The sequence below is a fragment of the Bacillus sp. S14(2024) genome (assembly GCF_050473785.1).
In the GTDB taxonomy this organism is placed as follows: Bacteria; Bacillota; Bacilli; order Bacillales; family Bacillaceae_G; genus Bacillus_A; species Bacillus_A yunxiaonensis.
Map to the genome: position 1 here is coordinate 4,441,089 of NZ_JBFLUP010000006.1, position 26,412 is coordinate 4,467,500.

Annotated in this window: 21 protein-coding genes, 2 rRNA genes and 1 riboswitch (1 of these 24 cut by a window edge); of the genes, 3 read left to right on the forward strand and 20 right to left on the reverse strand. The window is 39.4% G+C overall.

Going from position 1 to position 26,412, the window contains the following annotated elements; all coding sequences use genetic code 11:
• Window positions 1–136: 136 nt before the first annotated feature.
• From AB1279_RS22415 to AB1279_RS22435, 5 genes are all read right to left on the reverse strand, one after another.
• Window positions 137–907 carry a TSUP family transporter gene (locus tag AB1279_RS22415; protein WP_429752698.1) on the reverse strand — a complete coding sequence of 257 codons (771 nt, stop codon included), beginning with the start codon at window positions 905–907 and terminating at the stop codon, window positions 137–139.
• A 391-nt stretch (window positions 908–1,298) separates the two neighbouring features.
• Entirely contained in the window at window positions 1,299–2,483 is a 1,185-nt protein-coding gene (locus AB1279_RS22420) for a CamS family sex pheromone protein (protein ID WP_429761046.1), read from the reverse strand.
• 16 nt (window positions 2,484–2,499) lie between these two features.
• Window positions 2,500–4,509, reverse strand: a complete 2,010-nt coding sequence (gene ligA, locus AB1279_RS22425) for an NAD-dependent DNA ligase LigA (RefSeq protein WP_429761047.1) — start codon at window positions 4,507–4,509, stop codon at window positions 2,500–2,502.
• Window positions 4,510–4,524: 15 nt separating this feature from the next.
• The gene (pcrA, locus tag AB1279_RS22430; RefSeq protein ID WP_429761048.1) at window positions 4,525–6,759 is read right to left on the reverse strand and encodes a DNA helicase PcrA; all 2,235 of its coding nucleotides are present in this window, start codon (window positions 6,757–6,759) and stop codon (window positions 4,525–4,527) included.
• A gap of 12 nt (window positions 6,760–6,771) precedes the next feature.
• Window positions 6,772–7,461 (reverse strand): heptaprenylglyceryl phosphate synthase, encoded by a 690-nt coding sequence (locus AB1279_RS22435; protein ID WP_429761049.1) that lies wholly within the window; start codon window positions 7,459–7,461, stop codon window positions 6,772–6,774.
• A 220-nt stretch (window positions 7,462–7,681) separates the two neighbouring features.
• Between AB1279_RS22435 and AB1279_RS22440 the strand changes: the two genes are divergently transcribed.
• The 3 genes from AB1279_RS22440 to AB1279_RS22450 all read left to right on the forward strand — a co-directional run bounded on the left by AB1279_RS22440 (window position 7,682) and on the right by AB1279_RS22450 (window position 9,267).
• The gene (locus AB1279_RS22440) at window positions 7,682–8,041 is read left to right on the forward strand and encodes a YgaP family membrane protein (protein WP_429754388.1); all 360 of its coding nucleotides are present in this window, start codon (window positions 7,682–7,684) and stop codon (window positions 8,039–8,041) included.
• A 200-nt stretch (window positions 8,042–8,241) separates the two neighbouring features.
• Window positions 8,242–9,087 (forward strand): SPFH domain-containing protein, encoded by an 846-nt coding sequence (locus AB1279_RS22445; RefSeq protein ID WP_429761051.1) that lies wholly within the window; start codon window positions 8,242–8,244, stop codon window positions 9,085–9,087.
• Window positions 9,088–9,102: 15 nt separating this feature from the next.
• Window positions 9,103–9,267, forward strand: a complete 165-nt coding sequence (locus AB1279_RS22450) for a toxin-antitoxin system HicB family antitoxin (protein WP_336483918.1) — start codon at window positions 9,103–9,105, stop codon at window positions 9,265–9,267.
• 103 nt (window positions 9,268–9,370) lie between these two features.
• Here AB1279_RS22450 and AB1279_RS22455 read toward each other — a convergent pair whose 3' ends face one another.
• The 15 genes from AB1279_RS22455 to AB1279_RS22525 form a co-directional block, all read right to left on the reverse strand.
• Window positions 9,371–9,793, reverse strand: coding sequence for a DUF1801 domain-containing protein (locus tag AB1279_RS22455; protein WP_429761052.1), 423 nt, complete (start codon window positions 9,791–9,793; stop codon window positions 9,371–9,373).
• Window positions 9,794–10,095: 302 nt separating this feature from the next.
• Complete coding sequence (gene purD / locus AB1279_RS22460; RefSeq protein WP_429761054.1) at window positions 10,096–11,361, reverse strand: phosphoribosylamine--glycine ligase; 1,266 nt, start codon at window positions 11,359–11,361, stop codon at window positions 10,096–10,098.
• Window positions 11,362–11,427: 66 nt separating this feature from the next.
• Complete coding sequence (gene purH / locus AB1279_RS22465; protein WP_429761055.1) at window positions 11,428–12,963, reverse strand: bifunctional phosphoribosylaminoimidazolecarboxamide formyltransferase/IMP cyclohydrolase; 1,536 nt, start codon at window positions 12,961–12,963, stop codon at window positions 11,428–11,430.
• 36 nt (window positions 12,964–12,999) lie between these two features.
• The gene (gene purN, locus AB1279_RS22470) at window positions 13,000–13,578 is read right to left on the reverse strand and encodes a phosphoribosylglycinamide formyltransferase (RefSeq protein WP_429761057.1); all 579 of its coding nucleotides are present in this window, start codon (window positions 13,576–13,578) and stop codon (window positions 13,000–13,002) included.
• Complete coding sequence (gene purM / locus AB1279_RS22475; RefSeq protein ID WP_429761059.1) at window positions 13,575–14,615, reverse strand: phosphoribosylformylglycinamidine cyclo-ligase; 1,041 nt, start codon at window positions 14,613–14,615, stop codon at window positions 13,575–13,577. The genes purN and purM overlap by 4 nt, the downstream gene beginning before the upstream one ends.
• A 136-nt stretch (window positions 14,616–14,751) precedes the next feature.
• Window positions 14,752–16,167: an amidophosphoribosyltransferase gene (gene purF / locus AB1279_RS22480; RefSeq protein WP_429761060.1), complete on the reverse strand. Its 1,416-nt coding sequence runs from the start codon at window positions 16,165–16,167 to the stop codon at window positions 14,752–14,754.
• The gene (gene purL / locus AB1279_RS22485) at window positions 16,152–18,371 is read right to left on the reverse strand and encodes a phosphoribosylformylglycinamidine synthase II (protein WP_429761062.1); all 2,220 of its coding nucleotides are present in this window, start codon (window positions 18,369–18,371) and stop codon (window positions 16,152–16,154) included. Before purL ends, purF begins: the two co-directional genes overlap by 16 nt.
• Window positions 18,355–19,038, reverse strand: a complete 684-nt coding sequence (gene purQ / locus AB1279_RS22490; protein ID WP_429761063.1) for a phosphoribosylformylglycinamidine synthase subunit PurQ — start codon at window positions 19,036–19,038, stop codon at window positions 18,355–18,357. Before purQ ends, purL begins: the two co-directional genes overlap by 17 nt.
• Window positions 19,035–19,289, reverse strand: a complete 255-nt coding sequence (gene purS / locus AB1279_RS22495; protein ID WP_429761065.1) for a phosphoribosylformylglycinamidine synthase subunit PurS — start codon at window positions 19,287–19,289, stop codon at window positions 19,035–19,037. Before purS ends, purQ begins: the two co-directional genes overlap by 4 nt.
• Window positions 19,282–20,001 (reverse strand): phosphoribosylaminoimidazolesuccinocarboxamide synthase, encoded by a 720-nt coding sequence (purC, locus tag AB1279_RS22500; protein ID WP_429761067.1) that lies wholly within the window; start codon window positions 19,999–20,001, stop codon window positions 19,282–19,284. Before purC ends, purS begins: the two co-directional genes overlap by 8 nt.
• A gap of 89 nt (window positions 20,002–20,090) precedes the next feature.
• Window positions 20,091–21,392: an adenylosuccinate lyase gene (gene purB, locus AB1279_RS22505; RefSeq protein ID WP_429752713.1), complete on the reverse strand. Its 1,302-nt coding sequence runs from the start codon at window positions 21,390–21,392 to the stop codon at window positions 20,091–20,093.
• Entirely contained in the window at window positions 21,389–22,540 is a 1,152-nt protein-coding gene (purK, locus tag AB1279_RS22510) for a 5-(carboxyamino)imidazole ribonucleotide synthase (protein ID WP_429752714.1), read from the reverse strand. Before purK ends, purB begins: the two co-directional genes overlap by 4 nt.
• Entirely contained in the window at window positions 22,537–23,022 is a 486-nt protein-coding gene (gene purE / locus AB1279_RS22515; RefSeq protein ID WP_377880488.1) for a 5-(carboxyamino)imidazole ribonucleotide mutase, read from the reverse strand. Before purE ends, purK begins: the two co-directional genes overlap by 4 nt.
• A gap of 109 nt (window positions 23,023–23,131) precedes the next feature.
• Window positions 23,132–23,233, reverse strand: a riboswitch (purine riboswitch).
• Between the two features lie 483 nt (window positions 23,234–23,716).
• Window positions 23,717–23,832 (reverse strand): 5S ribosomal RNA (gene rrf / locus AB1279_RS22520).
• A gap of 50 nt (window positions 23,833–23,882) precedes the next feature.
• Window positions 23,883–26,412: ribosomal RNA gene (locus tag AB1279_RS22525) — 23S ribosomal RNA — on the reverse strand (it continues 393 nt past the right edge of the window).

Genomic DNA, 26,412 nt, shown 5'->3' on the forward strand with positions numbered 1-26,412 from the left:
AAAACGTTTACATTTTACAACATTATTCTACACGATAATTTAGATTTGTTCAAATATTCTTAGACTTATATTTTTAAAATTAAATAATTTTTTAAATATAATAAATAAAAAAACAACAGGATGCATATGCATCCTGTTATAAAACGTGAACGTATTCCCAGAAATTTTTTCCAATTAACAAAATGGTTACGGCTAAAAATAAAATTCGTATATATCCTACACCCTTTTGAACAGCAAATCTTGAACCGAAATATGCCCCTGCAACCATTGATAAACCCATAATTAAACCATATTTAAACTGAATTGCGCCTAAAAATAAAAATGTAATCAATGATACAATATTGCTAACAAAATTTAAAATTCGACCAGATGCTGCTGCACCGATAAAATCCAACCCAATTAATAAAAATGCAAAAATTAAAAATGAACCTGTGCCCGGTCCAAAAAAACCGTCATAAAATCCAAGCATTAAAATGACAAAATAAAATAATAATGTTTTTCCTTTCGTCATTTTCTTATAGGTAGATACACTACCCCAATCTTTTTTTAGAATAATGTAAATGGCAATTAATACAAGTAAAACTAGCACAAGAGGCCGCAAAACAGCTGGCGGGATGTACTTGACAATAAATGCCCCTGCAACTGCCCCAACAATTGTGAAAGGAATGAGCTTTCCTACAATGCGAAAATCTACTTTTTTAGAACGAATAAAATAAACCGTACTCGTAAATGATCCCATTGTTGCTGCCAATTTATTTGTAGCAATAGCTGAAGCCGGCGGCAGCCCAATAAACATAAGTGCTGGAAGGGAAATTAAACCGCCTCCCCCAACCACAGAGTCGATAAATGACGCTAAAAAACCGAAAGCAATGAGTAGTATAATGACTTGCAAATTTAAATCTTCCATCTGTACTTTCCCTCTATCCCCTTTTAATTAACAACATTAAAAATTATAACAAAATTTCTAATATAAAGTGAAACTTTAATCAGCCCTCACCAATCGGGCTTTTACGGGCAGTCTATCTCCCACCTAACTTCTTTAGAAAAGCGAAAGCAGCTCGCTCAGAATCGCAGGACGCCCTCGCCTAAGGCGGAGAGGCGCTTTTTGCCTCGTCCGAAGGGGCGAAACGACCGGAGATTCTAGCCGCTAGAGCTGGACAATGCTTTCACCAAATTTTAAGGTGGGAGTATTACCGCCCGCGAATATCGGGATAAAGTGGAACTTCCTGACAAAAGATATGAATGTTGTAAATAATACAACAAAAAAGGCCGTTCCTATAATAAGGAACGACTTCTTCTTAATCTAAAATTTGGACAAACGGTTTATCTTGCTTCACATCACGAATAATAATCGCTTCTGGACGTTCTACCGACTTAATCGTTACTTGCACTTTAACATAGTTAGGAAAATCCTCCATGACGTACCCAGCTACAAATTGTGTAAATCCAATGATTTCCGCTTTTCCACTAAACTGAACTGGAATCTCAAGCTTCATTTCTTTTAATTGACCGTCTTTATAGAAGCCCCTGCCAACAACTGCAGTATAATCATCTTTAAAATACTCTGCTATATGAGTATTAAAATTCTTTACGTTTGTTGCATCTTGACGATAATCTGAGTCTGCTGCATTCGAAGGGAACAAATAATACTTTTCATCTATCGCTTTCCAACTGTCAACTTTGTTACTACCTTTATCAACTGTTGCATATGATAAATATGAACCTGGTACAAGTGAAGATTTCGCTTCTTGTCGATAAATCGCAAATGTAATTGGGACATTTTTTAATTCATCTTTCTGTTGCAAAATCGGTAAAATTTCTTGGGCCATTTTTTGCCCTTCTTCTAGCAATGTTTTATCATCAAGTTTTTGTTCACGCGGATAACCGTGTTCTTCTGCATAATAATTAACGGAATTCATCGCAAGACCAATGACAACTCCGCCTAACTCCGCTTGTTTGTTATCTGTTATTTTTATATAATCTTGTTCTAAAATTTGTGCTAAATAAAGTGGACTCTTTTCATTTCTTGCTGTTAATGTTTCTGATTCTCCGGCTGATAACTCTGGATTTAAACCATTTGGCAGCTTCTTCTTCGCTATTTTTTCTAAATTAGCTTGCGCCTCAGGCGTACGTTTCCTGCCCAATAACGCTTGTATTGTATCTTTATCTAAATATTTTCCGCCCTGCAATACATAATCTTTCGTACTAAATGATTCTTTCGCAATGCGCATTAATCCTGTTTCAAATTCATCAACATCTAAACGGGTATTTAATCCTTGGACAACTAACCCACGTGCTGAACCTGCGTCAGATGAAGCAACTGCTGTTTTGTAGAAATCATCTGAAATAGAGTATTTCGGAATAATCGCTTGGCTTTTGGAATTACCTGTTTTGTCCACAACTTTATCTTCTTTTTTCAAACTAGTGCTACATCCACTGAGAAGTAACCCAAGACTTAACACTGTTAATATCACTTTTTTCATGGTAACTTTGCACCTCTTAATTATTGAGCTCTTGTAAGAACCTCTCTTCATCCCAAATCTCAACGTTATGTTTTTGCGCTTGTGCTAACTTAGAGCCAGCAGCTTCTCCTGCAATGACTAAATCTGTACTTTTGCTCACACTACCTGTGACCTTTCCGCCAAGCGCTTCAATTTTTTTCTTCGCTTCACTGCGCCCCATCACTTCAAGTTTACCAGTTAAAACAACTGTTTTTCCTGCAAAGTAAGACTCAACATTTTCTAAATCTGCTCGTTTTATTCCTTTATAAATCATATTTACGCCATATGATTTAAATTGCTGTAATAGCTCTTGTACATCTTCATTGTCAAAATACGTAACGATAGATTGCGCCATTTTTTCGCCGATCTCGTTAATTGTTGTAAGCTCTTCTTCTGTCGCCTTCGCTATGTGATCCATCGTTTCATAATGTTCCGCTAATGTACGAGCAGCTTTTGCACCAACGTGGCGAATACCAAGACCGAACAACAATCGCTCCAGTGAATTTTCTTTTGAAGTTTCAATTGCTTGTACTAAGTTTGACGCAGATTTCTCTCCAAAACGTTCTAGCTGTAATAGTTGTTCTTTCGTTAATGTATAAAGATCTGCAAACGTACGAATATAATTCGCATCAAATAACTGCGTAATCACACGTTCACCTAATCCGTCAATATTCATTGCATTACGTGATACGAAGTGAATTAATCCTTCTCGAATTTGCGCTGGACATGCTGGATTAATACAGCGAAGCGCAACCTCTTCTTCTAAACGAACAAGTTCGCTTTCACATGCCGGACAATGCGTTGGCATATGGAATTCCTCTTCTTCACCTGTACGGCGGTCTAGAATAACATTTACAACCTCAGGAATAATGTCTCCAGCTTTTTTTACAACAACATAGTCGCCAATGCGAATATCTTTTTCACGAATTAAGTCTTCATTGTGTAAGGAAGCACGGCGGACAATTGTTCCTGCAACGCGCACTGGTTCTAATTCAGCGGTTGGTGTTACCACACCTGTACGTCCGACACTTAGTTCAATACCCGTCAGCTTCGTAACAACTTCCTCAGCTGGGAATTTATACGCAATTGCCCATCTCGGACTTTTTGCTGTTGTTCCTAAGCTTTCCTGAAGTGACACATCATCTACTTTAATAACGATGCCATCAATTTCATAATCAAGATGCGGACGTTTTTCTTGCCAATCTTGTACATAATGAATGACCTCATCAATTGTTTCGCAAACTTGGCGATTAGGGTTTGTTTTAAACCCCAGCTCCCCTAAAAGGTTTAACGATTCACTATGCGATGTGATCGTCTTTCCTTCTAAATCGGTAAGTCCATATACAAATAAAGATAAATTACGCTTTGCCGCAATTTTTGGATCAAGCTGACGCAACGAACCCGCTGCTGCATTACGAGGGTTCGCAAATACAGCTTCACCGTTCTGTTCTTTTTCTTCATTTAATTTAACAAATGAACGTTTCGGCATGTACGCTTCACCGCGCGCCTCTAGCGTCACTTCTTCTGTTAAACGGAGAGGAATTGCTTTAATTGTTTTTAAATTTTGTGTGATATCCTCACCCGTTATACCATCACCACGAGTTGCGCCTTGAATGAAGCGTCCTTTTTCATAATGAAGGGAAACGGCAAGTCCGTCAATTTTTAATTCACACACATATCTTACATTTTGCCCGTCAATTCCTTGACGTACCTTGCGATCAAAATCACGTAAATCTCCTTCATTAAAAGCATTCCCTAAACTTAACATCGGTGATTTATGCGTTACTTTCTCAAAAATATCAAGAACCTCTCCGCCAACGCGAACGGACGGAGAATCTTCTGTAAATAATTCTGGATGTTCTGTTTCTAATTTTATAAGTTCTTGCATATGACGATCATACTCTGCATCAGATACAGATGGATTATCTAGCACATGATACTCATAATTAAACTTATTTAAAATGTCACGAAGCTCTTCAATGCGCTTTTGTGCTGCTTCTTTCGACATAACCTCATTCCTTTCTTACACTTTCGTAACTGGCGCAAATTTAGCCAATAATCGTTTAATACCAATTGGACTTGGGAACGCGATATCTAATTCTTTCGCATCGCCTTCGCCTTTCACACTCACAACCGTACCAATACCCCATTTTTGATGTGATGCTTTATCACCAACTGACCAGCCAATTTGTTCACCGCCTGTTGTTTTCGCAGCAGGACGAACAAAGGCTGAGCGTGAACGAGTTGTTGTTGTCGTTGTAGTCGTAGGTTTTGACTTTGTACTAAAGCTTTCCCGCTTTGGTTTTACTTCATGAAGCGTTTCAATAAGATCCTCTGGAATTTCAGAGATGAAACGTGATTCTTTATTCATGCTTGTTCTACCAAATATCGTTCGCATTTGAGCATTCGTTACGTACAATTCTTCTTCTGCACGTGTAATACCAACGTATGCTAAGCGGCGTTCTTCTTGCATTTCATCTTCTTCCATTAAAGAGCGCGTATGCGGGAAAATCCCTTCTTCTAATCCTAAAATGAAGACGACAGGGAATTCCAATCCTTTTGCCGAGTGCATTGTCATTAAAATCACTTCTTCGCCAGCGGTTGGATCTTCGTCTACACGGTCAATATCAGCAACAAGTGCTAAATCAGTTAAGAAAGCAACAAGGCTCTTATCTTCGCTTTGTGATTCAAACGTTTGTGTAACAGATAAGAATTCTTCTAAGTTTTCTAAGCGTCCTTCTGATTCTAATGTACGTTCATTCTTCAACGCATCACGATAACCTGTTTTCTCTAATACTTCCTCAACAAGCTCTGTTACTGATAAATACTCTTGCATGTTCACCCAATTATGAAGCTGCTTTGCAAATTCGGCTACTGTCTTCGTAATTTTTGCACTTAGTCCAACGTGTTCAATTTCATCTAATACAGCCGTCAGCGGAAGACCATTTTGCACGCCATAATTAATAATTTTATCAATAGATGTTGCTCCAACACCGCGTTTTGGTACATTAATAATACGAGCGAAACTAATTTCATCATCAGGATTCGCAATTAAACGTAAATATGCCAATATATCTTTAATTTCTTTACGATCGTAGAACTTAATTCCACCGACAATTTTATAGGGAATATTGGACTTCAGGAAAATCTCCTCGACCATACGAGACTGAGCATTTGTACGATATAGTACCGCAAAGTCTGTGTACTTTCGATTGCCTATTTGCACTTCATCACGAATTTTTTTCGCGACAAAGTAAGCCTCATCCTTTTCAGTTGCAGCACGGTAATACGAAATTTTACTCCCTACTTGATTATCCGTCCATAACTTCTTCGGTCTACGGTTCATATTATTTTCAATAACAGCATTCGCTGCGTTTAAAATACTTTGCGTCGAGCGATAGTTTTGCTCCAGTAAAATAACCTGTGCATTTTCATAATCTTTTTCAAACGACAAGATATTAGAAATATCTGCCCCGCGCCAGCGATAAATCGATTGATCCGAGTCACCGACTACGCAAAGGTTTTTAAAACGAGCAGCCAATTTATTAACAAGAATGTACTGAGCACGGTTCGTATCTTGATACTCATCAACGTGAATATATTGGAATTTACGTTGATAAAACTCCAGTACTTCTGGTATACGCTCAAATAATTGAATCGTCGTCATGATTAAATCATCAAAATCAAGCGCATTATTTTTGAGAAGACGCTTTTGATACTCTGTATACACATCGCTTGTCATCTTTTCGTATGGATCTGCAATTGAGATTTCCTTCGCATATTTTTCTGCAGATAACAATTCATTTTTCGCATTACTAATTGTCGCAAGAACAGAACGAGGTTCAAACTTCTTCGGATCAATATTGCGCTCTTTCATAATTTTTTTCACAACTGTTAATTGGTCGCTTGCATCTAAAATCGTAAAGTTACGATTAATACCGATGCGATCAATATCGCGTCGTAAAATGCGAACACACATGGAGTGGAATGTTGAAATCCAAATATCCTCTGCTTCTGGACCAACCAGCTTATCAATACGCTCACGCATTTCACGTGCTGCTTTATTTGTAAACGTAATCGCTAATACATTCCACGGTGCAACACCTTTTTCACCAAGTAAATAAGCAATTCGGTGCGTTAACACACGCGTCTTACCACTACCAGCACCTGCCATAAGTAACAGCGGTCCAGCCGTTGCTTGTACAGCTTTTTGCTGCTGCGGATTTAATCCTGTTAATAATTTTTCTGTTATACTCATGTATTCGGTCACCTACTCTCCTTTTACAGCCTTTACTGTTGCTAAAGCTTTCTTTATATCTTCATAAATTACATTTCCAACGACAACTGTATCCGCGTACAGTGCCATTTCCCTCGCTTGATCTGCGCTTGCAATTCCGCCGCCGTAATATAATGTTGCATTTTGCAGTTCGGTTTTCACTTTTCTTACGAGTTCCACATCTCCATATGTGCCGCTGTATTCTAAATAGAAAATTGGTAAATGAAGAAGTTTGTCAGCCATACGTGCATATGCAATCACATCATCTTCTGATAACTCACAATTTGCTTCTGTTACCTTTGCCACTTTCGCTTCTGGATTTAGTACGCAGTACCCTTGCATAAAAATTTCATCCCAGTTCATAATATCTCCAAACTCTTTCAGTGCCGTATGGTGAAGGCCTGTTACCCATTCCACCTTTTGACTATTTAATACACTTGGGATGTAATAAAAATCGAATCCTGGTGTAATAGAATCCAGCGTTGAAACTTCTAATACACAAGGAACCGCATATCTACGAATGCTTACTAGCATATGCAATACATTATCAATTGTAATTCCATCGCTTCCGCCAACAATAACAGCGTCCGTTCCTGATTCACAAATAAGCTCTAAATGTTCATCACTTAACTCCTTATTCGGGTCAAGTTTAAATACATGTTTCCACTGTGAAATATCGTACATGAAAACACCCTTTCTTTTTATCTAATCGCCTTTACACATTCTTTCATTATAACAAAAAATACTATGCTGACACACGTTCCACCAACATCTTTTTCTACGTCAAATGTTGGATTGTATATAGAGAAAGTATGAAAGGAACAATAACTCTTGAAATAGATATTTCTATTTTAAAGCTGATGAAGAGGGAGTGAATATCTTGTTCAAACAAAACATCGGCACAATGAATGCCTTTATTCGTATTACCATTGGTCTTGTTCTGCTTAGCTGCAATACAGCAAAGCTTACAAGAAGACCATGGTGTATTTGGTCCAAAATTATGCTTTGGGTTGGAGCAATGAAAATTGCAGAAGGAATCGTTCGTTTCTGTCCTATTGTAGCAGCATGTAAACTTGGTAAATATATGAATATCCCGGATTTAAAAATGCCTGGCATGGATTTTATGAAGAATGGACAATCTAATAAACAAGAAGCTCATCATACCTCTCATAACGAAGAAAAAACAAGTTCTGGAAGTTATGATGCTTCTGATAAGGAAATTGAGTCTGAACTTGAAAAGGCTCTTATGTCCAAACCGCTTTGAATCATTTGTCACTATGCAAGATGCTCTAAAAGAAACTTAGCTGCTGCAGTGGGCGGCTAAGTTTTCTTTTATTTTACCACAAACAAGAACTAATGTTCGTTTTTGTTATTTTTTTATTTCTTTTGAAAAATTAGGATATAAACTTATTGTCATCTTTGATATAAAAGTGATATCATTTTTATATCAAAGGGGGAAGAAATATGAAAGAAAAACAAGTATTTCATGTAAATGGTTTTTTAGGACTGCTTGCAGTTCTAGTTTTAATTGGAATTGGTATATTCAGTCTTATTAATGAATTATTTGCTATTGGCATTCCATCCTTTTTATTAGCAGCAATCCTTGCAAGTAGTATTGGCACTGTTCAGCCAAACCAAGCAAAAGTAATTACATTTTTCGGTAACTATTTAGGAACAATTCGTGAAACTGGTCTGTTTTTAACAGTTCCATTTTCACTTCGTCAAACTGTTTCACTACGCGTGGAGAACTTTAATAGTCAGACATTAAAAGTAAATGATGTAGACGGAAACCCAATTGAAATTGCCGCTGTTGTTGTTTACAAAGTCGTTGACTCCGCAAAAGCAATCTTTGGTGTCGAACATTATGATGCCTTCGTAGAAATTCAAAGTGAAACAGCAATTCGCCATGTGGCAACGAAATATCCGTATGATAATTTCCAAGATGAAAGCATCATTACACTGCGTGGAAACTCAGAAGAGATTTCTGAAGAGTTAAAACGAGAATTAGAAGCGCGTTTAGAGATTGCAGGAGTAGAAGTAATCGAAACTCGTTTAACACACTTAGCTTACGCAACAGAAATTGCACACGCAATGCTTCAGCGCCAACAAGCAAAAGCAGTATTAGCCGCACGAAAAGAAATTGTAGAAGGTGCCGTACAAATGGCGAAAGATTCTATTCAAAAACTAGATGAAGAAGGTATACTTGATTTAGATGACGAGCGCAAAGCAAATATGGTCAATAACTTATTAGTTGCCATTGTTTCAGATAAAGGAGCACAGCCAGTCATTAATGCAGGAAGTCTATATTAAAGGTTGTCAGTAATTATGGCTAAAAAGAAAAGCTTTCCATTACGAATCGATCCCGAGTTATACGCAGTTATTGAAAAATGGGCAAACGACGAATTTAGAAGCGTAAATGGTCACATTGAATATTTACTTCGCGAGATGGCAAAGCAAAAAGGTAAGATAAAAAAAGAAAACGAGTCCTAACTTTTTAACAGTTAGGACTCGTTTTTCTTTTAGGGATATCGTCATCAAGCCAAGCTTAAGTAAGAATTAATATGAACTACTTACAAATCTACATAAAATTTCATTACTGATTTGGATGCGTCTCTTTCAAAAAACTTACAGATTGTTTGATTAACTCTTTTAGAACATGAATATCAACGTCCGCTACTTTATTAATATATATACATGATTTTCCAGACGTGTATTTTCCAAAGTTTTTTAATAGCTCTTCTCGCCTAGGGTCACCATTTGCAAAATATAAACTAATTTTGGCTTTTCTGGGGGAAAAGCTTACTAATGGGGCATCTCCTTCATGACCAGATTCATATTTATAATGGTATGTTCCAAATCCGATAATGCTCGGTCCCCACATTTTTGCTGTATAGCCCGTTGTTTCAGTAAATATATCTAATAATCGATATGCACTTTCTCGTTTTTTAAGACTTTCAACATTTTCAATAAACTCAATTACGCTATTGTCGGTTTCTGTTGTTTTGAGTTTGTACATATTAAAGGCCCCCTTTTTAGATATCGGTTTCATCACATCCATACTTATAATATAGAGGTCACTATACATATCCATCAAGTTAAGATGAAGTGAAACTTCCATCAGTTAATCCTCACCTATATTCTTTACTTCTCTCTCAATCTTGAGGTGAGAGTATTACTGCCCAAATAAAATAAAAGGATTCAAAGCAAAATGTACTTTCGCTTTGAATCCTTATTTCGTCACCTTAAGGAGTGCAACCCGCTCAATTATCAACATTATTGTTTAACAGAGCCAGTATTTAAAGGAGATTTTCACAACCTCTAGCAATCTACTTTCGCAATTGCGCGGTACCCTATATCACTTCGATAAAATAAACCATCACTTTCAATTTTCGCTACTTCTTCGTACACCTTATCTTTCGCTGCTTGTAAGTCTTTTCCTTTACAAGCAACAAATAATACACGGCCGCCGTTAGTTACAAATTCTCCATCCTTAACATCTGTTCCGGCATGAAATACGATAACATCTTCCAATGTTTCTAGTCCTCGAATTACAGCACCTTTTTCGTAAGCTTCTGGATATCCCTTAGAAGCTAATACAACACCAATTACTGCTTCTTCAGACCACTCTAAAGTAAGTTCTGTTCCATCTAGTACATGATTACATACATCAACTAAATCGCTTTCTAACCGAGGTAAGATTACTTCTGTTTCTGGATCGCCAAATCGAGCATTGAATTCAATTACTTTCGGCCCTTCGCTTGTTAAAATAAGCCCTGCATATAAAATACCTGTGAAAGAACGTCCTTCTTGTATCATCGCCTCAGCTGTTGGATGTAGAACAGTTTCAATCGCTTGTTCTACTGCTGATTGCGGAATTTGTGGTACCGGAGAATAAGCACCCATTCCGCCTGTATTTGGTCCTTTATCACCATCAAAAGCACGTTTATGATCTTGTGCAATTACCATTGGATATACAGTTGCTCCGTTTACAAATGCCATAAGTGAAAATTCTTGGCCGTCTAAAAATTCTTCAATGACAACCTTTTTGCTTGCTTCTCCAAACTTTACATCTTGCAGCATTTCTTTTACAGCTTGCAATGCTTCTTCTAACGTCATTGCAACAGTTACGCCTTTACCAGCTGCTAGGCCATCTGCTTTAATAACAATTGGTGCGCCAACTTTTTCAATGTATTGCACAGCTGCTTCATACTCTGTAAATGTTTCATATGCCGCTGTTGGAATATCATACTTTTTCATAAGCTCTTTCGTAAAAGCTTTACTACCTTCAATAACGGCCGCCTTGCTATTTGGTCCAAAGACGCGAAGACCTTCTGCTTCAAAACGATCAACGATTCCGTTCATAAGCGGGATTTCTGGGCCAACAAACGTTAAACCAATATGATTTTCTTTCGCAAAAGTAATAAGCGCATCAAAATCATTTTCATCGATCGCTACAGGTGTTGCTACATCTTTCATACCTTCATTTCCCGGCGCTACATAAACGGTCTCTACTTGCTCTGATTGTGCAAATTTCCACGCTAATGCATGCTCACGTCCACCACGGCCGATTACTAAAACATTCATATTTCATCCTCCATTATTCGAATAAGTACAAAATAGGAGCTTCTCTGCTCCTATTTCGTTTCTAAATTAATGTTTGAAATGACGTACTCCAGTGAATACCATCGCGATGCCATACTCGTCCGCTTTTTTAATTGAATCTTCGTCACGAATAGAACCGCCTGGTTGAATGATTGCTGTAACGCCGGCTTTAGCCGCTTCTTCTACTGTATCTGGCATTGGGAAGTATGCATCAGATGCAAGTGCACTTCCTTGCGATTTTTCACCCGCTTGTGTAATTGCAATTTTTGCTGATCCAACGCGGTTCATTTGCCCTGCACCAACACCAATTGTCATATTATCTTTTGCTAGAACAATCGCATTAGATTTTACATGTTTCACAACTTTCCATGCTAATTTCAGATCGTTCCACTCTTGCTCTGTTGGTTCACGTTTTGTTGGAATTGTAATTGTCGCATCTTCTAATGCTAATGTATCCTCTTCTTGTACAAGTAAACCCCCTTGTACGGAAGTCAGCTTTTTACTTGCTGTTTCTGCCTTTGCGATATCGATAGTTAACAAGCGTAAATTTTTCTTACTTTGTAGTACTTCTAACGCTTCTTCTGAGAAAGAAGGTGCAATAATGATTTCTAAGAAAATCTCATGTAATTTTTCTGCTGTTGCTTTATCAATTTCACGGTTTGCTGCAATAATACCACCGAAGATTGATACCGGATCTGCTTCGTATGCACGTGTATATGCTTCATAAATATCATCCCCAACACCAACGCCGCATGGATTCATATGTTTTACAGCTACAACTGCTGGCTCTGTAAACTCTTTAACGATGCTCATTGCTGCATCTGCATCATTTATATTATTGTAAGACAGCTCTTTGCCATGTAACTGCTCTGCATAAGCAATCGAAGAAGCTGCTGCAAACGGTGCTTTATAGAATGTTGCTTTTTGATGCGGATTTTCGCCATAACGTAAATCTTGTTTTTTCTCAAACGTAACAGTTAACGTTTCAGGGCTTTCTTCTCCTGTTTGTTCTGTTAAATAGTTTGAAATTAATGCATCATATGCCGCTGTATGACGGAATACTTTTGCTGCTAATTTACGTTTTGTTTCTTTTGAAACTTCTCCGCTTTCCTTTAATTCCCCTAATACAACATCGTAGTCTGTTGGATCTACAATAACTGATACAAACTCATGGTTTTTCGCAGCAGATCGAATCATTGTTGGTCCGCCAATATCAATATTTTCAATTGCATCAATAAATGTCACGTCTGGCTTTGCAACCGTTTCTTTAAATGGATATAAGTTTACAACAACAAAGTCAATTGGCTGAATGCCAAGCTCATTCATTTGGGACATATGCGTTTCATTATCACGTACTGCAAGCAATCCACCATGAATGTTTGGGTGTAATGTTTTCACACGACCGTCCATAATTTCTGGAAAACCTGTTACTTCAGAAATCCCAATCACTTGTAAGCCGTTTTCTTCTAATAATTTTTTCGTTCCACCTGTTGAAATAACTTCAATACCTTGCTCAAGTAATCCTTTTACAAACTCTACAACTCCAGCTTTATTTGAAACACTTACTAATGCACGCTTTTTCATTTATTCTTCACCCCTAGTTGTATTAAAATGCTGCTCTTATGACTTTACTTCAGAATGTAATAAAGATTTCACCGTATCCACGTACAATCTATGTTCGACAAGTTGAATTTTCTTTTGTAAACTTTCTCGTGTATCATTTTCAGAAACTGCTACCGCTTCCTGCGCGATAATTGGACCTGTATCCATTCCTGCATCCACGTAATGGATTGTTACTCCTGTTACTTTCACACCAGCTTCAATCGCTTGCCCAACTGCATCTTTTCCTGGAAAACTTGGCAATAACGACGGATGAATGTTAACAATTCTTCCCCCATAAGCAGCTAGTAACGTTGGACCAATTAAACGCATATATCCTGCTAAAATAATCCAATCAATCTCGGATTCTTGCAATTTCTTTAATATTTCTTGTTCAAATGCTTCCTTTGATTCATAATCTTTCGCTGAAAAGGCAAAGCAAGGAACATGATGATCATTTGCACGCTCGACAACACGTGCGCTAGGTTGGTCACATACAAGTAAACTAAGCTGTACATCTAATTTTCCAGCTTCTACCGCATCCACAAGTGCTTGAAAGTTAGAACCACTTCCTGAAGCAAAAATTGCTACTCGGCTCATGATTGCGCTCCTCCATTAAATGTAACCCCTGAACCTTGTACAGTGCGTCCGATGATACGAGCTGTTTCGCCTTGTTCTTCTAAAAGCTTAATAGCACCTTCTGCATCTTCTTCTTTGACCGCTACTACCATACCAATACCCATGTTAAAAATATTGAACATTTCTTCTCTATTTAATTGACCAACTTCTTGCAGTAAATTAAAGATTGGATGAACTGTCCAAGAACCAAGTTCAATTTCTGCTCCAATGCCGTCTGGTAACATACGTGGAATATTTTCAATAAATCCGCCACCAGTAATATGAGCCATACCACTTACGTTATATTTCTTCAATAGTTCTAAAATAGGTTTGACATAAATTTTCGTTGGTTTTAATAGCTCCTCACCAAGTGGTAGTTCTAAACGATCATAAATACGATCAAGTGAAAGCTTTCCATCTTCTAACAATACTTTACGTACAAGAGAGTAACCATTACTATGAATTCCGCTAGAAGCAAGTCCGATTAATACTTGATTTGCTTCAATGGATTGTCCTGTAACAATTTTCTTTTTATCAACAATACCAACTGTAAAACCAGCTAAGTCATATTCTTCTTCAGAATACATACCTGGCATTTCAGCTGTTTCTCCACCGATTAGTGAACAACCAGCCTGACGGCACCCTTCTGCAATTCCTTTGACGATGTTTTCAATTTTACTAGGTTCTGCTTTACCACAAGCAATATAATCTAGGAAAAAGAGCGGTTCTGCCCCTTGAACAACAATATCGTTCACACACATTGCAACTGCATCGATGCCGATTGTGTCATGCTTGTCCATCATGAAAGCGAGCATTAATTTTGTTCCTACACCATCTGTTCCAGATACTAATACTGGCTCTTCTAATGCAAATTTTGAAAGATCAAACATTCCTCCAAAACCGCCCAAGCCACCTAGCACTTCTTTTCTCATCGTTGTTTGCACATGTTTTTTCATGCGAGATACCGCTTCATATCCAGCTTCAATATCTACTCCTGCTTGCTTATATGCATTCGCCATCGTTTCTATACACCTCGTCTTTTTATACTGAAAGAATTTCTCCCGTCTACCGAACAGTAAAACTATAAAACTTCAAGAAAAGCAAGCTTCTACACAGCATATAGTAGAAGCTGCTATACTTTCTTATTGCTCTACTTTATTTCATACTTTCTAACAGCTCTTGTTCGTAATCATAAAGAGCGGTTGGATAATCTCCATTAAAATAAGCCATACATAAACCGCCATATTTCCCTTCATATGGGCGTCCAATTGCATCAATTAAACCCTCTTCACTTAAAAACGTTAAAGAGTCTGCTCCAATGATTTGACGAATTTCTTCTATTGAATGATTTGCTGCGATTAATTCTTTTCTTGTTTGAATATCAATTCCATAGAAGCACGGATACTTAAGCGGCGGCGAAGCAATTCTTACATGTACTTCTGTTGCCCCAGCTTCGCGAAGCATACGAACAATTCGCTTACTTGTTGTACCACGCACAATAGAATCGTCGATCATAACAACACGTTTCCCTTCAACAACACCACGTACTGCTGAAAGTTTCATTTTTACACCTTGCTCACGTAATTCTTGGGAAGGTTGAATAAAGGTACGTCCAACGTAACGATTCTTAATTAACCCTAATTCATAAGGAATTCCTGTCGCTTCCGCGTAGCCGATTGCAGCCGAAATACTAGAGTCCGGTACACCTGTTACAACATCTGCTTCAATCGGAGCTTCCTGTGCTAACAATTTCCCCATATTTTTACGTGCTGCATGAACGTTAACGCCAGCAATGTTTGAATCAGGGCGAGCGAAATAAATATACTCCATACTACAAATTGCATGTTCTACATCATTTGTATAGCGATCTGCATGTATTCCCTCATCATTAATAATAATAATTTCTCCAGGCTCTACATCACGAATGTATGTTGCACCAACAACATCAAATGCACATGTTTCAGATGCTACAACGTACGCATCTCCCATCTTTCCAATTGAAAGAGGTCTGAATCCATTTGGATCTAATGCAACAATCATTTCGTTTCCTGTTAATAATAAATAGGCAAAAGCACCTTTTACTTTGTTTAGTGCATCTTTTACACTTTCAATTAATGTACCTTTTGTATTGCGCTTAATTAAATGAAGCAATACTTCTGTGTCCGAACTTGTTTGAAAGATACTTCCTTCTGCTTCTAATTCACGACGAAGCATTTTTGCGTTAATTAAATTACCGTTATGAGCTAATGCCATACTATGGTCTGAGAAGCGAAATAACAGTGGTTGAACATTTGCAACTTCAGCGCCGCCTGCTGTCGCATAACGAACGTGCCCAATCGCCGATTTTCCGTCTAAGCCTTCTAGCTCACCGCGTGAAAACACTTCTGATATTAAACCAAGCCCTTTATGACCAATGATTTTCTCCCCATGATTTACAACAATGCCAGCGCCTTCTTGACCACGGTGCTGCAAGCTATGCAGTCCATAATACGTAACTTGAGCTGCATTTTCATGCCCCCAAATTCCGAAAACGCCACATTCTTCATTTAGCCCCTTTATTTCATTAAGCATGGAATAGCCCCTTTCCAAGCCTTTCTCATTTCATCAACATCCGCTGTAAGCAATACTTCGTTTTCTTCATTACGAACTGTTAATGTATTTGCACTTGTTACTTCTCCAACATAAAGTGCATCTACCATATTTTCAAACGCTTCTTTTTGCTCACGTTTTACCGTAACAACAAAGCGAGATTGTGATTCTGCAAATAACATCGCTGTTGCTTCTCCAGCTAACTTCACATCTGCACCTAATCCATTTGCACCCATTGCACTTTCTGCGAAAGCAACTGCTAATCCGCCTTCTGCAACGTCATGCGCTGATTGTACAAGGCCTTTTTGAATAGCTGCTAGTAATTGTTTTTGACGTTTTTCTTCTACTTCTAAATCGATGCTTGGTGCCTGACCGAAGATTTTACCATGTAACATTTTTTGTAGCTCACTACCGCCAAACTCAGCTTTCGTTTCACCGATTACATAAACAAGATCGCCAGCTTGCTTAAACTCTTGCGTTGTTACATGCTTCACGTCATGTACAAGACCAACCATACCAACAGTTGGTGTTGGGTATACTGCCTCACCGCTGCGTTCGTTGTACATTGATACGTTTCCGCCAATAACAGGTGTATTTAACTTGCGACATGCTTCGCTCATACCATCTACTGATTTCTCAATTTGCCAGAAGATTTCTGGCTTTTCTGGGTTACCAAAGTTTAAGCAATCTGTAATTGCAAGCGGCTCACCGCCAGAACATACAATATTACGAGCTGCTTCTGCCACAGCAATTTTCCCGCCCATTTCTGGGTCTAAATAAATGTAGCGAGAGTTACAATCTGTTGTCATTGCTAATGCTTTCTCTGTTCCGCGTACACGAACAACTGCTGCATCAGATCCTGGTGTAACAACTGTGCTTGTGCGTACTTGATAATCATATTGATCATATACCCACTCTTTACTTGCAATCGTTGGTTGTTGTAATAGAGATAATAATGTTTCTTTATAATTCTCTACTTTTGGTGTTTCCATCTTCATTTGTTGGAACTCTGCAAAATACGCTGCTTCTTTTGAAGGCTTATGATAAACAGGTGCTTCTTCTGCTAATGCATCAGCCGGCACTTCTGCAACCATTTCTCCTTTATGGAATAAACGAAGCATTTTATCTTCTGTTACTTTTCCCATTGTCACTGCCGCAAGACCGTATTTTTCAAATAAATCTACAATCTCTTGCTCTCTGCCTTTTTTCACGACGATTAACATACGCTCTTGTGATTCAGAAAGCATCATCTCATATGGTGTCATACCTGTTTCACGCTGTGGTACGTCATCTAGGTACATTTCAATACCCATACCTGCTTTACTTGCCATCTCTGCAGAAGATGATGTTAAGCCTGCTGCTCCCATATCTTGAATACCGACAAGTGCATCGGATTTGATAAGCTCTAAGCATGCCTCAATTAAAAGCTTCTCCATAAATGGATCGCCTACTTGTACCGCTGGGCGTTTTGCATCGGAATCCTCAGATAGTTCTTCTGATGCAAATGTTGCACCGTGAATACCGTCACGACCAGTTGCTGCACCAACATACATTACTGTATTACCAGCACCGTGCGCTTGACCTTTTTTAATATCTTCATGGTTAATCAAACCAACACACATTGCATTTACAAGTGGATTTCCTTCATAGCATGGATCAAATTGTACTTCTCCGCCTACAGTTGGAATTCCAATGCAGTTACCGTATCCTGCAATACCTGCTACAACTTCTTCAAATAAATATTTCACGCGTGGTGATTGTAGCTCACCAAAGCGAAGTGAATTTAACATAGCAATTGGACGTGCTCCCATAGAAAACACATCACGTATAATACCGCCAACCCCTGTTGCAGCACCTTGATACGGCTCAATTGCAGATGGATGGTTATGACTTTCCATTTTAAATACTACCGCTTGATTGTCACCGATATCTACGATACCAGCACCTTCACCAGGACCTTGTAATACACGTTCACCAGTCGTTGGGAACTTACGAAGAACTGGCTTTGAGTTTTTATAACTACAATGTTCTGACCACATAACAGAGAATAATCCTGTTTCTGTATAGTTTGGAAGACGACCTAAAATCTTTTCAACCATTGCAAATTCTTCGTCTGTTAATCCCATTTCTGCATAAATGCGATCTTCTTTAATTTGAGTTGGATTTGGCTCAAGCAGTAACGACATATGTTTCCCTCCAATGTTTCAAAATAGATTGAAATACTTTTAGACCATCCGCTCCTCCAAGTAATTCATCAACAGCACGCTCTGGGTGCGGCATCATGCCAAGTACATTCCCTTGTTCATTTACAATCCCTGCAATATCTGAAACGCTTCCGTTTGGATTCTCTACATAACGGAACGCGATTTGATTATTTACTTCTAACTGTTTCAATGTTGCTTCATCACAGTAGTAGTTTCCTTCACCATGAGCAATCGGAATATCGATAACTTCATCTTTCTCATATTGCGACGTGAACATTGTTGTATTATTTTCAACACGAAGCTGAACAGTGCGGCACATAAATTTTAAGTTTTTATTGCGAATTAATGCACCTGGCAGCAATCCAGACTCTACTAGAATTTGAAAACCGTTACATACACCTAAAATTGGTTTTCCTGCTTCAGCTGCTTTTCGTACACCTTTCATTGCGTTTGCAAAGCGAGAAATAGCTCCGCAGCGAAGATAATCTCCGTAAGAGAAACCGCCTGGTAGTAAAATTCCATCGTACTCATCTAAGTTTTCTGTATCATGCCAAACGTAGTCTACATCTTGGCCAAGCTCATCTTTAATTGCATGAAACATATCCACATCACAGTTCGAACCTGGGAAAACGATTACGGCAAATTTCACTGCGCGACAACCTCCTCAACTTCATAGCGATAATCTTCAATCACTACGTTCGTTAATAATTTCTCACACATTTCTTTTACCATTGCATCAATATCTGTAACTGATTTCTCAATTGTTAACTCCATATATTTACCGATACGAACATCTTGTACTTCTGTAAACGAAAGACTATGAAGCGCTCCTTTTACCGCTGTTCCTTGTGGATCTAATACACTTTCTCTTAACGTTACATATACTTTTACTTTATACATGTGAAGCTCCCCCTAATCGTTTTAAAAGTTCTTCATAAGCATCTGTTAAATTACCAAGATCGCGACGGAATACATCTTTATCAAATTTTTCATTGCTCGTTTCATCCCATAAACGGCATGTATCAGGTGAAATTTCATCCGCTAATAAAATTTCTCCCTCTTCTGTTACTCCAAACTCTAATTTAAAATCTATTAATCTTACACGACAACTTGCGAAATGCTCAATCAATACTTGATTGATCTGTAGAGCTTTTTCTCGTAATATGCTTATTTGCTCTGGCGTTGCAACGTTTAGCACACGAATATGATCTTCTGTTACAAGTGGATCTCCTAAATCATCATCTTTGTAGTAAAATTCCACAATTGGTGTTGTAAGTACAGTTCCTTCTTCCATTCCTAGTCGTTTTGAAAGACTACCTGCAATTACATTTCTTGTGACAACTTCTAATGGAATGATGCTCACTTTTTTTACGATTTGTTCTGTTTCCGATATTTTCTCAACAAAGTGTGATTTGATTCCCACTTCTTGTAACTTTCTGAATAAAAGAGTTGTAATCTCATTGTTCAGGCGACCTTTTCCAGAAATCGTCGCTTTCTTTTCCCCATTGAAAGCAGTAGCACTATCTTTGTACTCTACCCAAACCATATCTGCTGTTTCTGTACGATAAATTCTTTTTGCTTTTCCTTCATACAGCAATTCTAGCTTTTGCACTTCGCAAGCCCCCTGTAGTTTGAAAAATGTGAATAGTATAATTAAAGAGAATGGCACAGAATGATCCTATTCTGTGCCATATAAAATTATCAGTTTAAGCCAAGACGTTCAAAAATTGTATCAACGTGTTGTAAGTGATGTTCGTAGTTGAAACATTCATTGATTTCTTCTTGTGTTAATTTGCTTGTAATGCGCTCATCAGCTTCTACAAGCTCTTTAAATTGTACTTGTGTTTCCCAAGCTTCCATCGCTTTAGGCTGTACGATATCATAAGCTTCTTCACGTACCATACCTTTATCGATTAGCGTAAGCATTACGCGCTGAGAGTAAATTAAACCGTATGTTCGTGTCATATTGCGTTTCATGTTTTCTGGGAATACCGTTAAGTTTTTCACGATATTACCAAAGCGATTTAACATGTAATTTAATGCAATCGTTGCATCCGGTAAAATAATACGTTCCGCAGATGAATGTGAAATATCACGCTCATGCCATAATGGAACATTCTCGTAAGCTGTCATCATGTAACCACGGATAACACGAGCCAAACCAGTCATATTTTCAGACCCAATCGGATTACGTTTATGTGGCATTGCAGACGAACCTTTTTGTCCTTTCGCAAAGGCCTCTTCTACTTCACGTGTTTCACTTTTTTGTAAACCGCGAATTTCGACTGCCATTTTTTCGATAGATGTTGCAATTAGTGCAAGTGTTGACATGTAATGTGCATGGCGATCACGTTGCAGCGTTTGTGTTGAAATCGGTGCTGCTTCTAATCCTAAATTTTCACAAACATATTTTTCTACGAATGGGTTAATATTCGCGTACGTACCAACTGCACCAGATAATTTACCAACGCGAACTGTATCAGCTGCTTGTTTAAAGCGCTCTAAGTTACGTTTCATTTCTTCATACCAAAGGCCAAGCTTTAAACCAAATGTTGTTGGTTCTGCATGAACACCATGTGTTCTTCCCATCATAATTGTGTATTTATGTTCTTTTGCTTTATTCGCTAAGATACTAATGAAGTTCTCTAAGTCTTTTAATAAAATTTCATTCGCTTGTTTTAAGATGAAAGATAACGCTGTATCTACTACGTCTGTAGATGTTAATCCGTAATGTACCCATTTACGTTCTTCACCTAATGCTGGTGTCTCAGATACCGCACGAGTGAATGCTACCACATCATGACGTGTTTCTTTTTCGATTTCATAAATACGGTCAATATTGAAAGATGCATTTTCACGAAGCTTTTTCACATCTTCTTTCGGAATATCTCCAAGTTCAGCCCATGCTTCACAAGCTAAAATCTCAACTTCTAACCATGCTTTAAATTTGTTTTCTTCCGTCCAAATCGCACCCATTTCAGGGCGTGTATAACGACTAATCATCTTTTTCCCTCCAACAGTTGTTCTTGATGGTCCCAAATATGCAAACTTTGTGCTTTTTCTAGAGCGTCTTCAATATTTTCATTTAAAATATTTACATGCCCCATTTTACGCTGCGCTTTTGCTTCTTCTTTTCCATACAAGTGTAAATAACACCCGGTTAATCTATTCACTTGTCCTAGGACCCCTTCTATATGTTCGCCTAAAATGTTTACCATGACAACTGGTTTTAACAAATTTGTTTCTCCAAGAGGTAAATTACAGATCGCTCGAATATGTTGTCCGAATTGACTGATTTCACATGCATCAATTGTATAGTGCCCAGAGTTGTGCGGCCTTGGTGCTAACTCATTGATATAAATGTCACCATTTGCTGTAGCAAACATCTCTACCGCTAGTGTTCCCACTAACTTTAGTTCATCCGCTAATCTCTCTGCATATTGAATTCCTTTTTGTGATAGTTCTTCTGCAATACGAGCTGGTACGATTGATTCATGTAAAATGTTATTCACGTGAATGTTTTCGGCTACCGGAAATACTTTCGTTTCACCGTTTACACTACGTGTAACAATAACTGAAATTTCTTTTTCAAATGAAATCCACTTTTCTAAAATACATTCAGCCTGATTTACAAGTTCTACAGCTCTCGCAATATCAGCTTCACTTCTTAGTACAACTTGCCCTTTTCCATCATATCCCCCTGTTGTTGTCTTTAACACACAAGGGAAGGAAAATTCAGCAATTGCTTCTAAAAGCTCTTCCTGCTTCTGAACGAGTCTGTATGGTGCTACTGGTAAACCCGCTTTCGTGATTGCATTTTTTTCTGTATAACGATTTTGTGTTGTATATAATAACTCACTGCCCTGTGGTAAATAAGCATTCTTTTCAAGCCATTGTAAGCAGTTATAATCAATATTCTCAAACTCATATGTTACAACGTCACTTATTTCTGCCAAGTGCTGAATTGCTTTTAAATCATTATACGGTGCCACAATTTCAATGTCGGCGACTTGTGCACACGGCGAAGACTTTGCTGGGTCTAATACTGCAATTTTATATCCCATTTCCTTTGCTGCCATCGCCATCATTCTGCCAAGCTGTCCTCCGCCAATAATACCAATCATTTGTCCAGGTAAGATCGTTTTTATCACTGCAGTTCACTACCTTCTCGCACATTTTTTTCAATTGCTTCTCGTCTCAGTTCTAATGCATCGTGTATATCATCATGAAACGATCCTAGTATTTGCGTAGCAAGTAAACCTGCATTTGTAGCTCCAGCTTTTCCAATTGCGACAGTCGCAACTGGAACACCTCCTGGCATTTGGACAATAGATAGTAAGGAATCTAAACCATTTAACGCTTTCGACTGAACAGGAACACCAATAACAGGAATATTTGTTTTTGCAGCAACCATTCCTGGCAAATGAGCGGCTCCGCCTGCCCCAGCAATAATAACTTTTAATCCACGTTCACGAGCTGTTTCCGCATATTCAAACATATAATCTGGAGTCCGATGAGCAGATACGACTTTCTTCTCATACGGAATATTTAATTCTTCTAATATTTCACAAGCATACTTCATTGTTTCCCAGTCTGACGTGCTTCCCATAATGACTCCAACTAGTGGTTTCATATTAGAATCCCCCCGATTCAAATAAAAAAAGCCTGATATAGAACATTTCCCCTTTACTATGAGAGAAAGTGCTCTACTCAGGCATACGTATCCCACGTGAATAGAAAAATACCGAGTGACTTTCCCTCATAGTCCAACGATTAACGGTCGTTAGGTAGAGACTTGCAGGCCATATTCCCGCGATTATATGAGGTACGATATAATATTGTTTCTACCGTTATATTAACAGGTGTCATTCAAACATGTCAACAAATAATCGAATGTTTTTTATGGAGTCCATTATAACGTTCGTGTTTTAGTTATATTAAAAAGAAGAACCGAAAAAATATACAGTAAAGAGAGGAATTTAAAGGAAAAAGACGAGAATATATGCAATTTGATCTTAAAAAGATTTCATAATTATTTCCTGTAAGGAGTTAATCTGAAAGTGAACTTTTGTCAGCCTTTTCTCGTACGTTCAGCATATTGAACATCGTTGAAGCGCCGACATATTGCAAGTAACGGCCAATATATCAGTAGACATGTAAGAAGGAATTTATCTCCAAAAGGCATCTACATCTCTTCAATTTATAATTGTTCCATTTGGAGATATAGCATAGAGCGGTTATTTTACATCTAATACAGGGAAATTAAAACATACATCTTATTTTTTAAGACAAATAAAAAAACCTAAGTCAAAACGACTTAGGTTTTTGCCTGGCAACGTCCTACTCTCACAGGGACAAAGTCCCAACTACCATCGGCGCTAGAGAGCTTAACTTCCGTGTTCGGTATGGGAACGGGTGTGACCTCTCTGCCATCATTACCAGACTTATGAAGGTATATTCCTTCAAAACTAGATAACATTTGCTTCATATTATATGGTTAAGTCCTCGATCTATTAGTATTCGTCAGCTCCACATGTCACCATGCTTCCACCTCGAACCTATCAACCTGATCATCTTTCAGGGATCTTACTAGCTTAACGCTATGGGAAATCTCATCTTGAGGGGGGCTTCATGCTTAGATGCTTTCAGCACTTATCCCTTCCGCACATAGCTACCCAGCTATGCCCTTGGCAGAACAACTGGTACACCAGCGGTGCGTCCATCCCGGTCCTCTCGTACTAAGGACAGCTCCTCTCAAATTTCCTACGCCCACGACGGATAGGGACCGAACTGTCTCACGACGTTCTGAACCCAGCTCGCGTACCGCTTTAATGGGCGAACAGCCCAACCCTTGGGACCGACTACAGCCCCAGGATGCGATGAGCCGACATCGAGGTGCCAAACCTCCCCGTCGATGTGGACTCTTGGGGGAGATAAGCCTGTTATCCCCGGGGTAGCTTTTATCCGTTGAGCGATGGCCCTTCCATGCGGAACCACCGGATCACTAAGCCCGACTTTCGTCCCTGCTCGACTTGTAGGTCTCGCAGTCAAGCTCCCTTATGCCTTTGCACTCTACGAATGATTTCCAACCATTCTGAGGGAACCTTTGGGCGCCTCCGTTACTTTTTAGGAGGCGACCGCCCCAGTCAAACTGCCCACCTGACACTGTCTCCCGGGTCGATAAGACCCGTAGGTTAGAATTTCAATACAGCCAGGGCGGTATCCCACCAGCGCCTCCACCGAAGCTAGCGCTCCGGCTTCAAAGGCTCCCGCCTATCCTGTACAAGCTGTACCAAAATTCAATATCAGGCTACAGTAAAGCTCCACGGGGTCTTTCCGTCCTGTCGCGGGTAACCTGCATCTTCACAGGTACTATAATTTCACCGAGTCTCTGGTTGAGACAGTGCCCAAATCGTTACACCTTTCGTGCGGGTCGGAACTTACCCGACAAGGAATTTCGCTACCTTAGGACCGTTATAGTTACGGCCGCCGTTTACTGGGGCTTCAGTTCAGAGCTTCGCTTGCGCTAACCCCTCTCCTTAACCTTCCAGCACCGGGCAGGTGTCAGCCCCTATACTTCGCCTTACGGCTTCGCAGAGACCTGTGTTTTTGCTAAACAGTCGCTTGGGCCTATTCACTGCGGCTTTCCGTTAAGAAAGCACCCCTTCTCCCGAAGTTACGGGGTCATTTTGCCGAGTTCCTTAACCAGAGTTCTCTCGCTCACCTTAGGATTCTCTCCTCGCCTACCTGTGTCGGTTTGCGGTACAGGCACCTTTTATCTCGCTAGAAGCTTTTCTTGGCAGCGGGGAATCAAAGACTTCGCTCCATAAGGAGCTTCCCCATCACAGCTCAGCCTTCGCGGTAAGCGGATTTGCCTACTTACCAGCCTAACTGCTTGGACGTGCACAACCAATCGCACGCTTCTTCTATCCTTCTGCGTCCCTCCATTGCTCAAACGATAAAGAGGTGGTACAGGAATATCAACCTGTTGTCCATCGCCTACGCCTGTCGGCCTCGGCTTAGGTCCTGACTAACCCTGAGCGGACGAGCCTTCCTCAGGAAACCTTAGGCATTCGGTGGACGGGATTCTCACCCGTCTTTCGCTACTCATACCGGCATTCTCACTTCTAAGCGCTCCACCAGTCCTTACGATCTGACTTCACAGCACTTAGAACGCTCCCCTACCACTGATACCATAGGTATCAATCCGCAGCTTCGGTGGTGTATTTAGCCCCGGTACATTTTCGGCGCAGAGTCACTCGACTAGTGAGCTATTACGCACTCTTTAAATGGTGGCTGCTTCTAAGCCAACATCCTAGTTGTCTAAGCAACTCCACATCCTTTTCCACTTAATACACACTTTGGGACCTTAGCTGGCGGTCTGGGCTGTTTCCCTTTTGACTACGGATCTTATCACTCGCAGTCTGACTCCCAAGGATAAGTCATTGGCATTCGGAGTTTGACTGAATTCGGTAATCCGATGGGGACCCCTAGTCCAATCAGTGCTCTACCTCCAAGACTCTCACACTTGAGGCTAGCCCTAAAGCTATTTCGGGGAGAACCAGCTATCTCCAGGTTCGATTGGAATTTCTCCGCTACCCACACCTCATCCCCGCACTTTTCAACGTGCGTGGGTTCGGGCCTCCATTCAGTGTTACCTGAACTTCACCCTGGACATGGGTAGATCACCTGGTTTCGGGTCTACGACCACGTACTAAACGCCCTATTCAGACTCGCTTTCGCTACGGCTCCGCCTCTTCAGCTTAACCTCGCACGGGATCGTAACTCGCCGGTTCATTCTACAAAAGGCACGCCATCACCCGTTAACGGGCTCTGACTATTTGTAGGCACACGGTTTCAGGATCTCTTTCACTCCCCTTCCGGGGTGCTTTTCACCTTTCCCTCACGGTACTGGTTCACTATCGATCACTAGGTAGTATTTAGCCTTGGGAGATGGTCCTCCCGGATTCCGACGGAATTTCACGTGTTCCGCCGTACTCAGGATACATTCAAGAGGGAACGA

Coding starts and splice junctions, on each gene's coding strand:
- purM (WP_429761059.1), bottom strand. CDS start 14,615: ATGGCGAATGCATATAAGCAAGCAGGAGTAGATATTGAAGCTGGATAT.
- purL (WP_429761062.1), bottom strand. CDS start 18,371: ATGTCGTTACTGCTTGAGCCAAATCCAACTCAAATTAAAGAAGATCGC.
- AB1279_RS22450 (WP_336483918.1), top strand. CDS start 9,103: ATGGCTAAAAAGAAAAGCTTTCCATTACGAATCGATCCCGAGTTATAC.
- pcrA (WP_429761048.1), bottom strand. CDS start 6,759: ATGAGTATAACAGAAAAATTATTAACAGGATTAAATCCGCAGCAGCAA.
- purD (WP_429761054.1), bottom strand. CDS start 11,361: ATGAATGTTTTAGTAATCGGCCGTGGTGGACGTGAGCATGCATTAGCG.
- AB1279_RS22420 (WP_429761046.1), bottom strand. CDS start 2,483: ATGAAAAAAGTGATATTAACAGTGTTAAGTCTTGGGTTACTTCTCAGT.
- AB1279_RS22455 (WP_429761052.1), bottom strand. CDS start 9,793: ATGTACAAACTCAAAACAACAGAAACCGACAATAGCGTAATTGAGTTT.
- ligA (WP_429761047.1), bottom strand. CDS start 4,509: ATGTCGAAAGAAGCAGCACAAAAGCGCATTGAAGAGCTTCGTGACATT.
- purS (WP_429761065.1), bottom strand. CDS start 19,289: ATGTATAAAGTAAAAGTATATGTAACGTTAAGAGAAAGTGTATTAGAT.
- purE (WP_377880488.1), bottom strand. CDS start 23,022: ATGAAACCACTAGTTGGAGTCATTATGGGAAGCACGTCAGACTGGGAA.
- AB1279_RS22435 (WP_429761049.1), bottom strand. CDS start 7,461: ATGTACGATATTTCACAGTGGAAACATGTATTTAAACTTGACCCGAAT.
- AB1279_RS22440 (WP_429754388.1), top strand. CDS start 7,682: ATGAATGCCTTTATTCGTATTACCATTGGTCTTGTTCTGCTTAGCTGC.
- purB (WP_429752713.1), bottom strand. CDS start 21,392: ATGATTAGTCGTTATACACGCCCTGAAATGGGTGCGATTTGGACGGAA.
- purN (WP_429761057.1), bottom strand. CDS start 13,578: ATGAGCCGAGTAGCAATTTTTGCTTCAGGAAGTGGTTCTAACTTTCAA.
- AB1279_RS22445 (WP_429761051.1), top strand. CDS start 8,242: ATGAAAGAAAAACAAGTATTTCATGTAAATGGTTTTTTAGGACTGCTT.
- purH (WP_429761055.1), bottom strand. CDS start 12,963: ATGAAAAAGCGTGCATTAGTAAGTGTTTCAAATAAAGCTGGAGTTGTA.
- AB1279_RS22415 (WP_429752698.1), bottom strand. CDS start 907: ATGGAAGATTTAAATTTGCAAGTCATTATACTACTCATTGCTTTCGGT.
- purF (WP_429761060.1), bottom strand. CDS start 16,167: ATGCTTAATGAAATAAAGGGGCTAAATGAAGAATGTGGCGTTTTCGGA.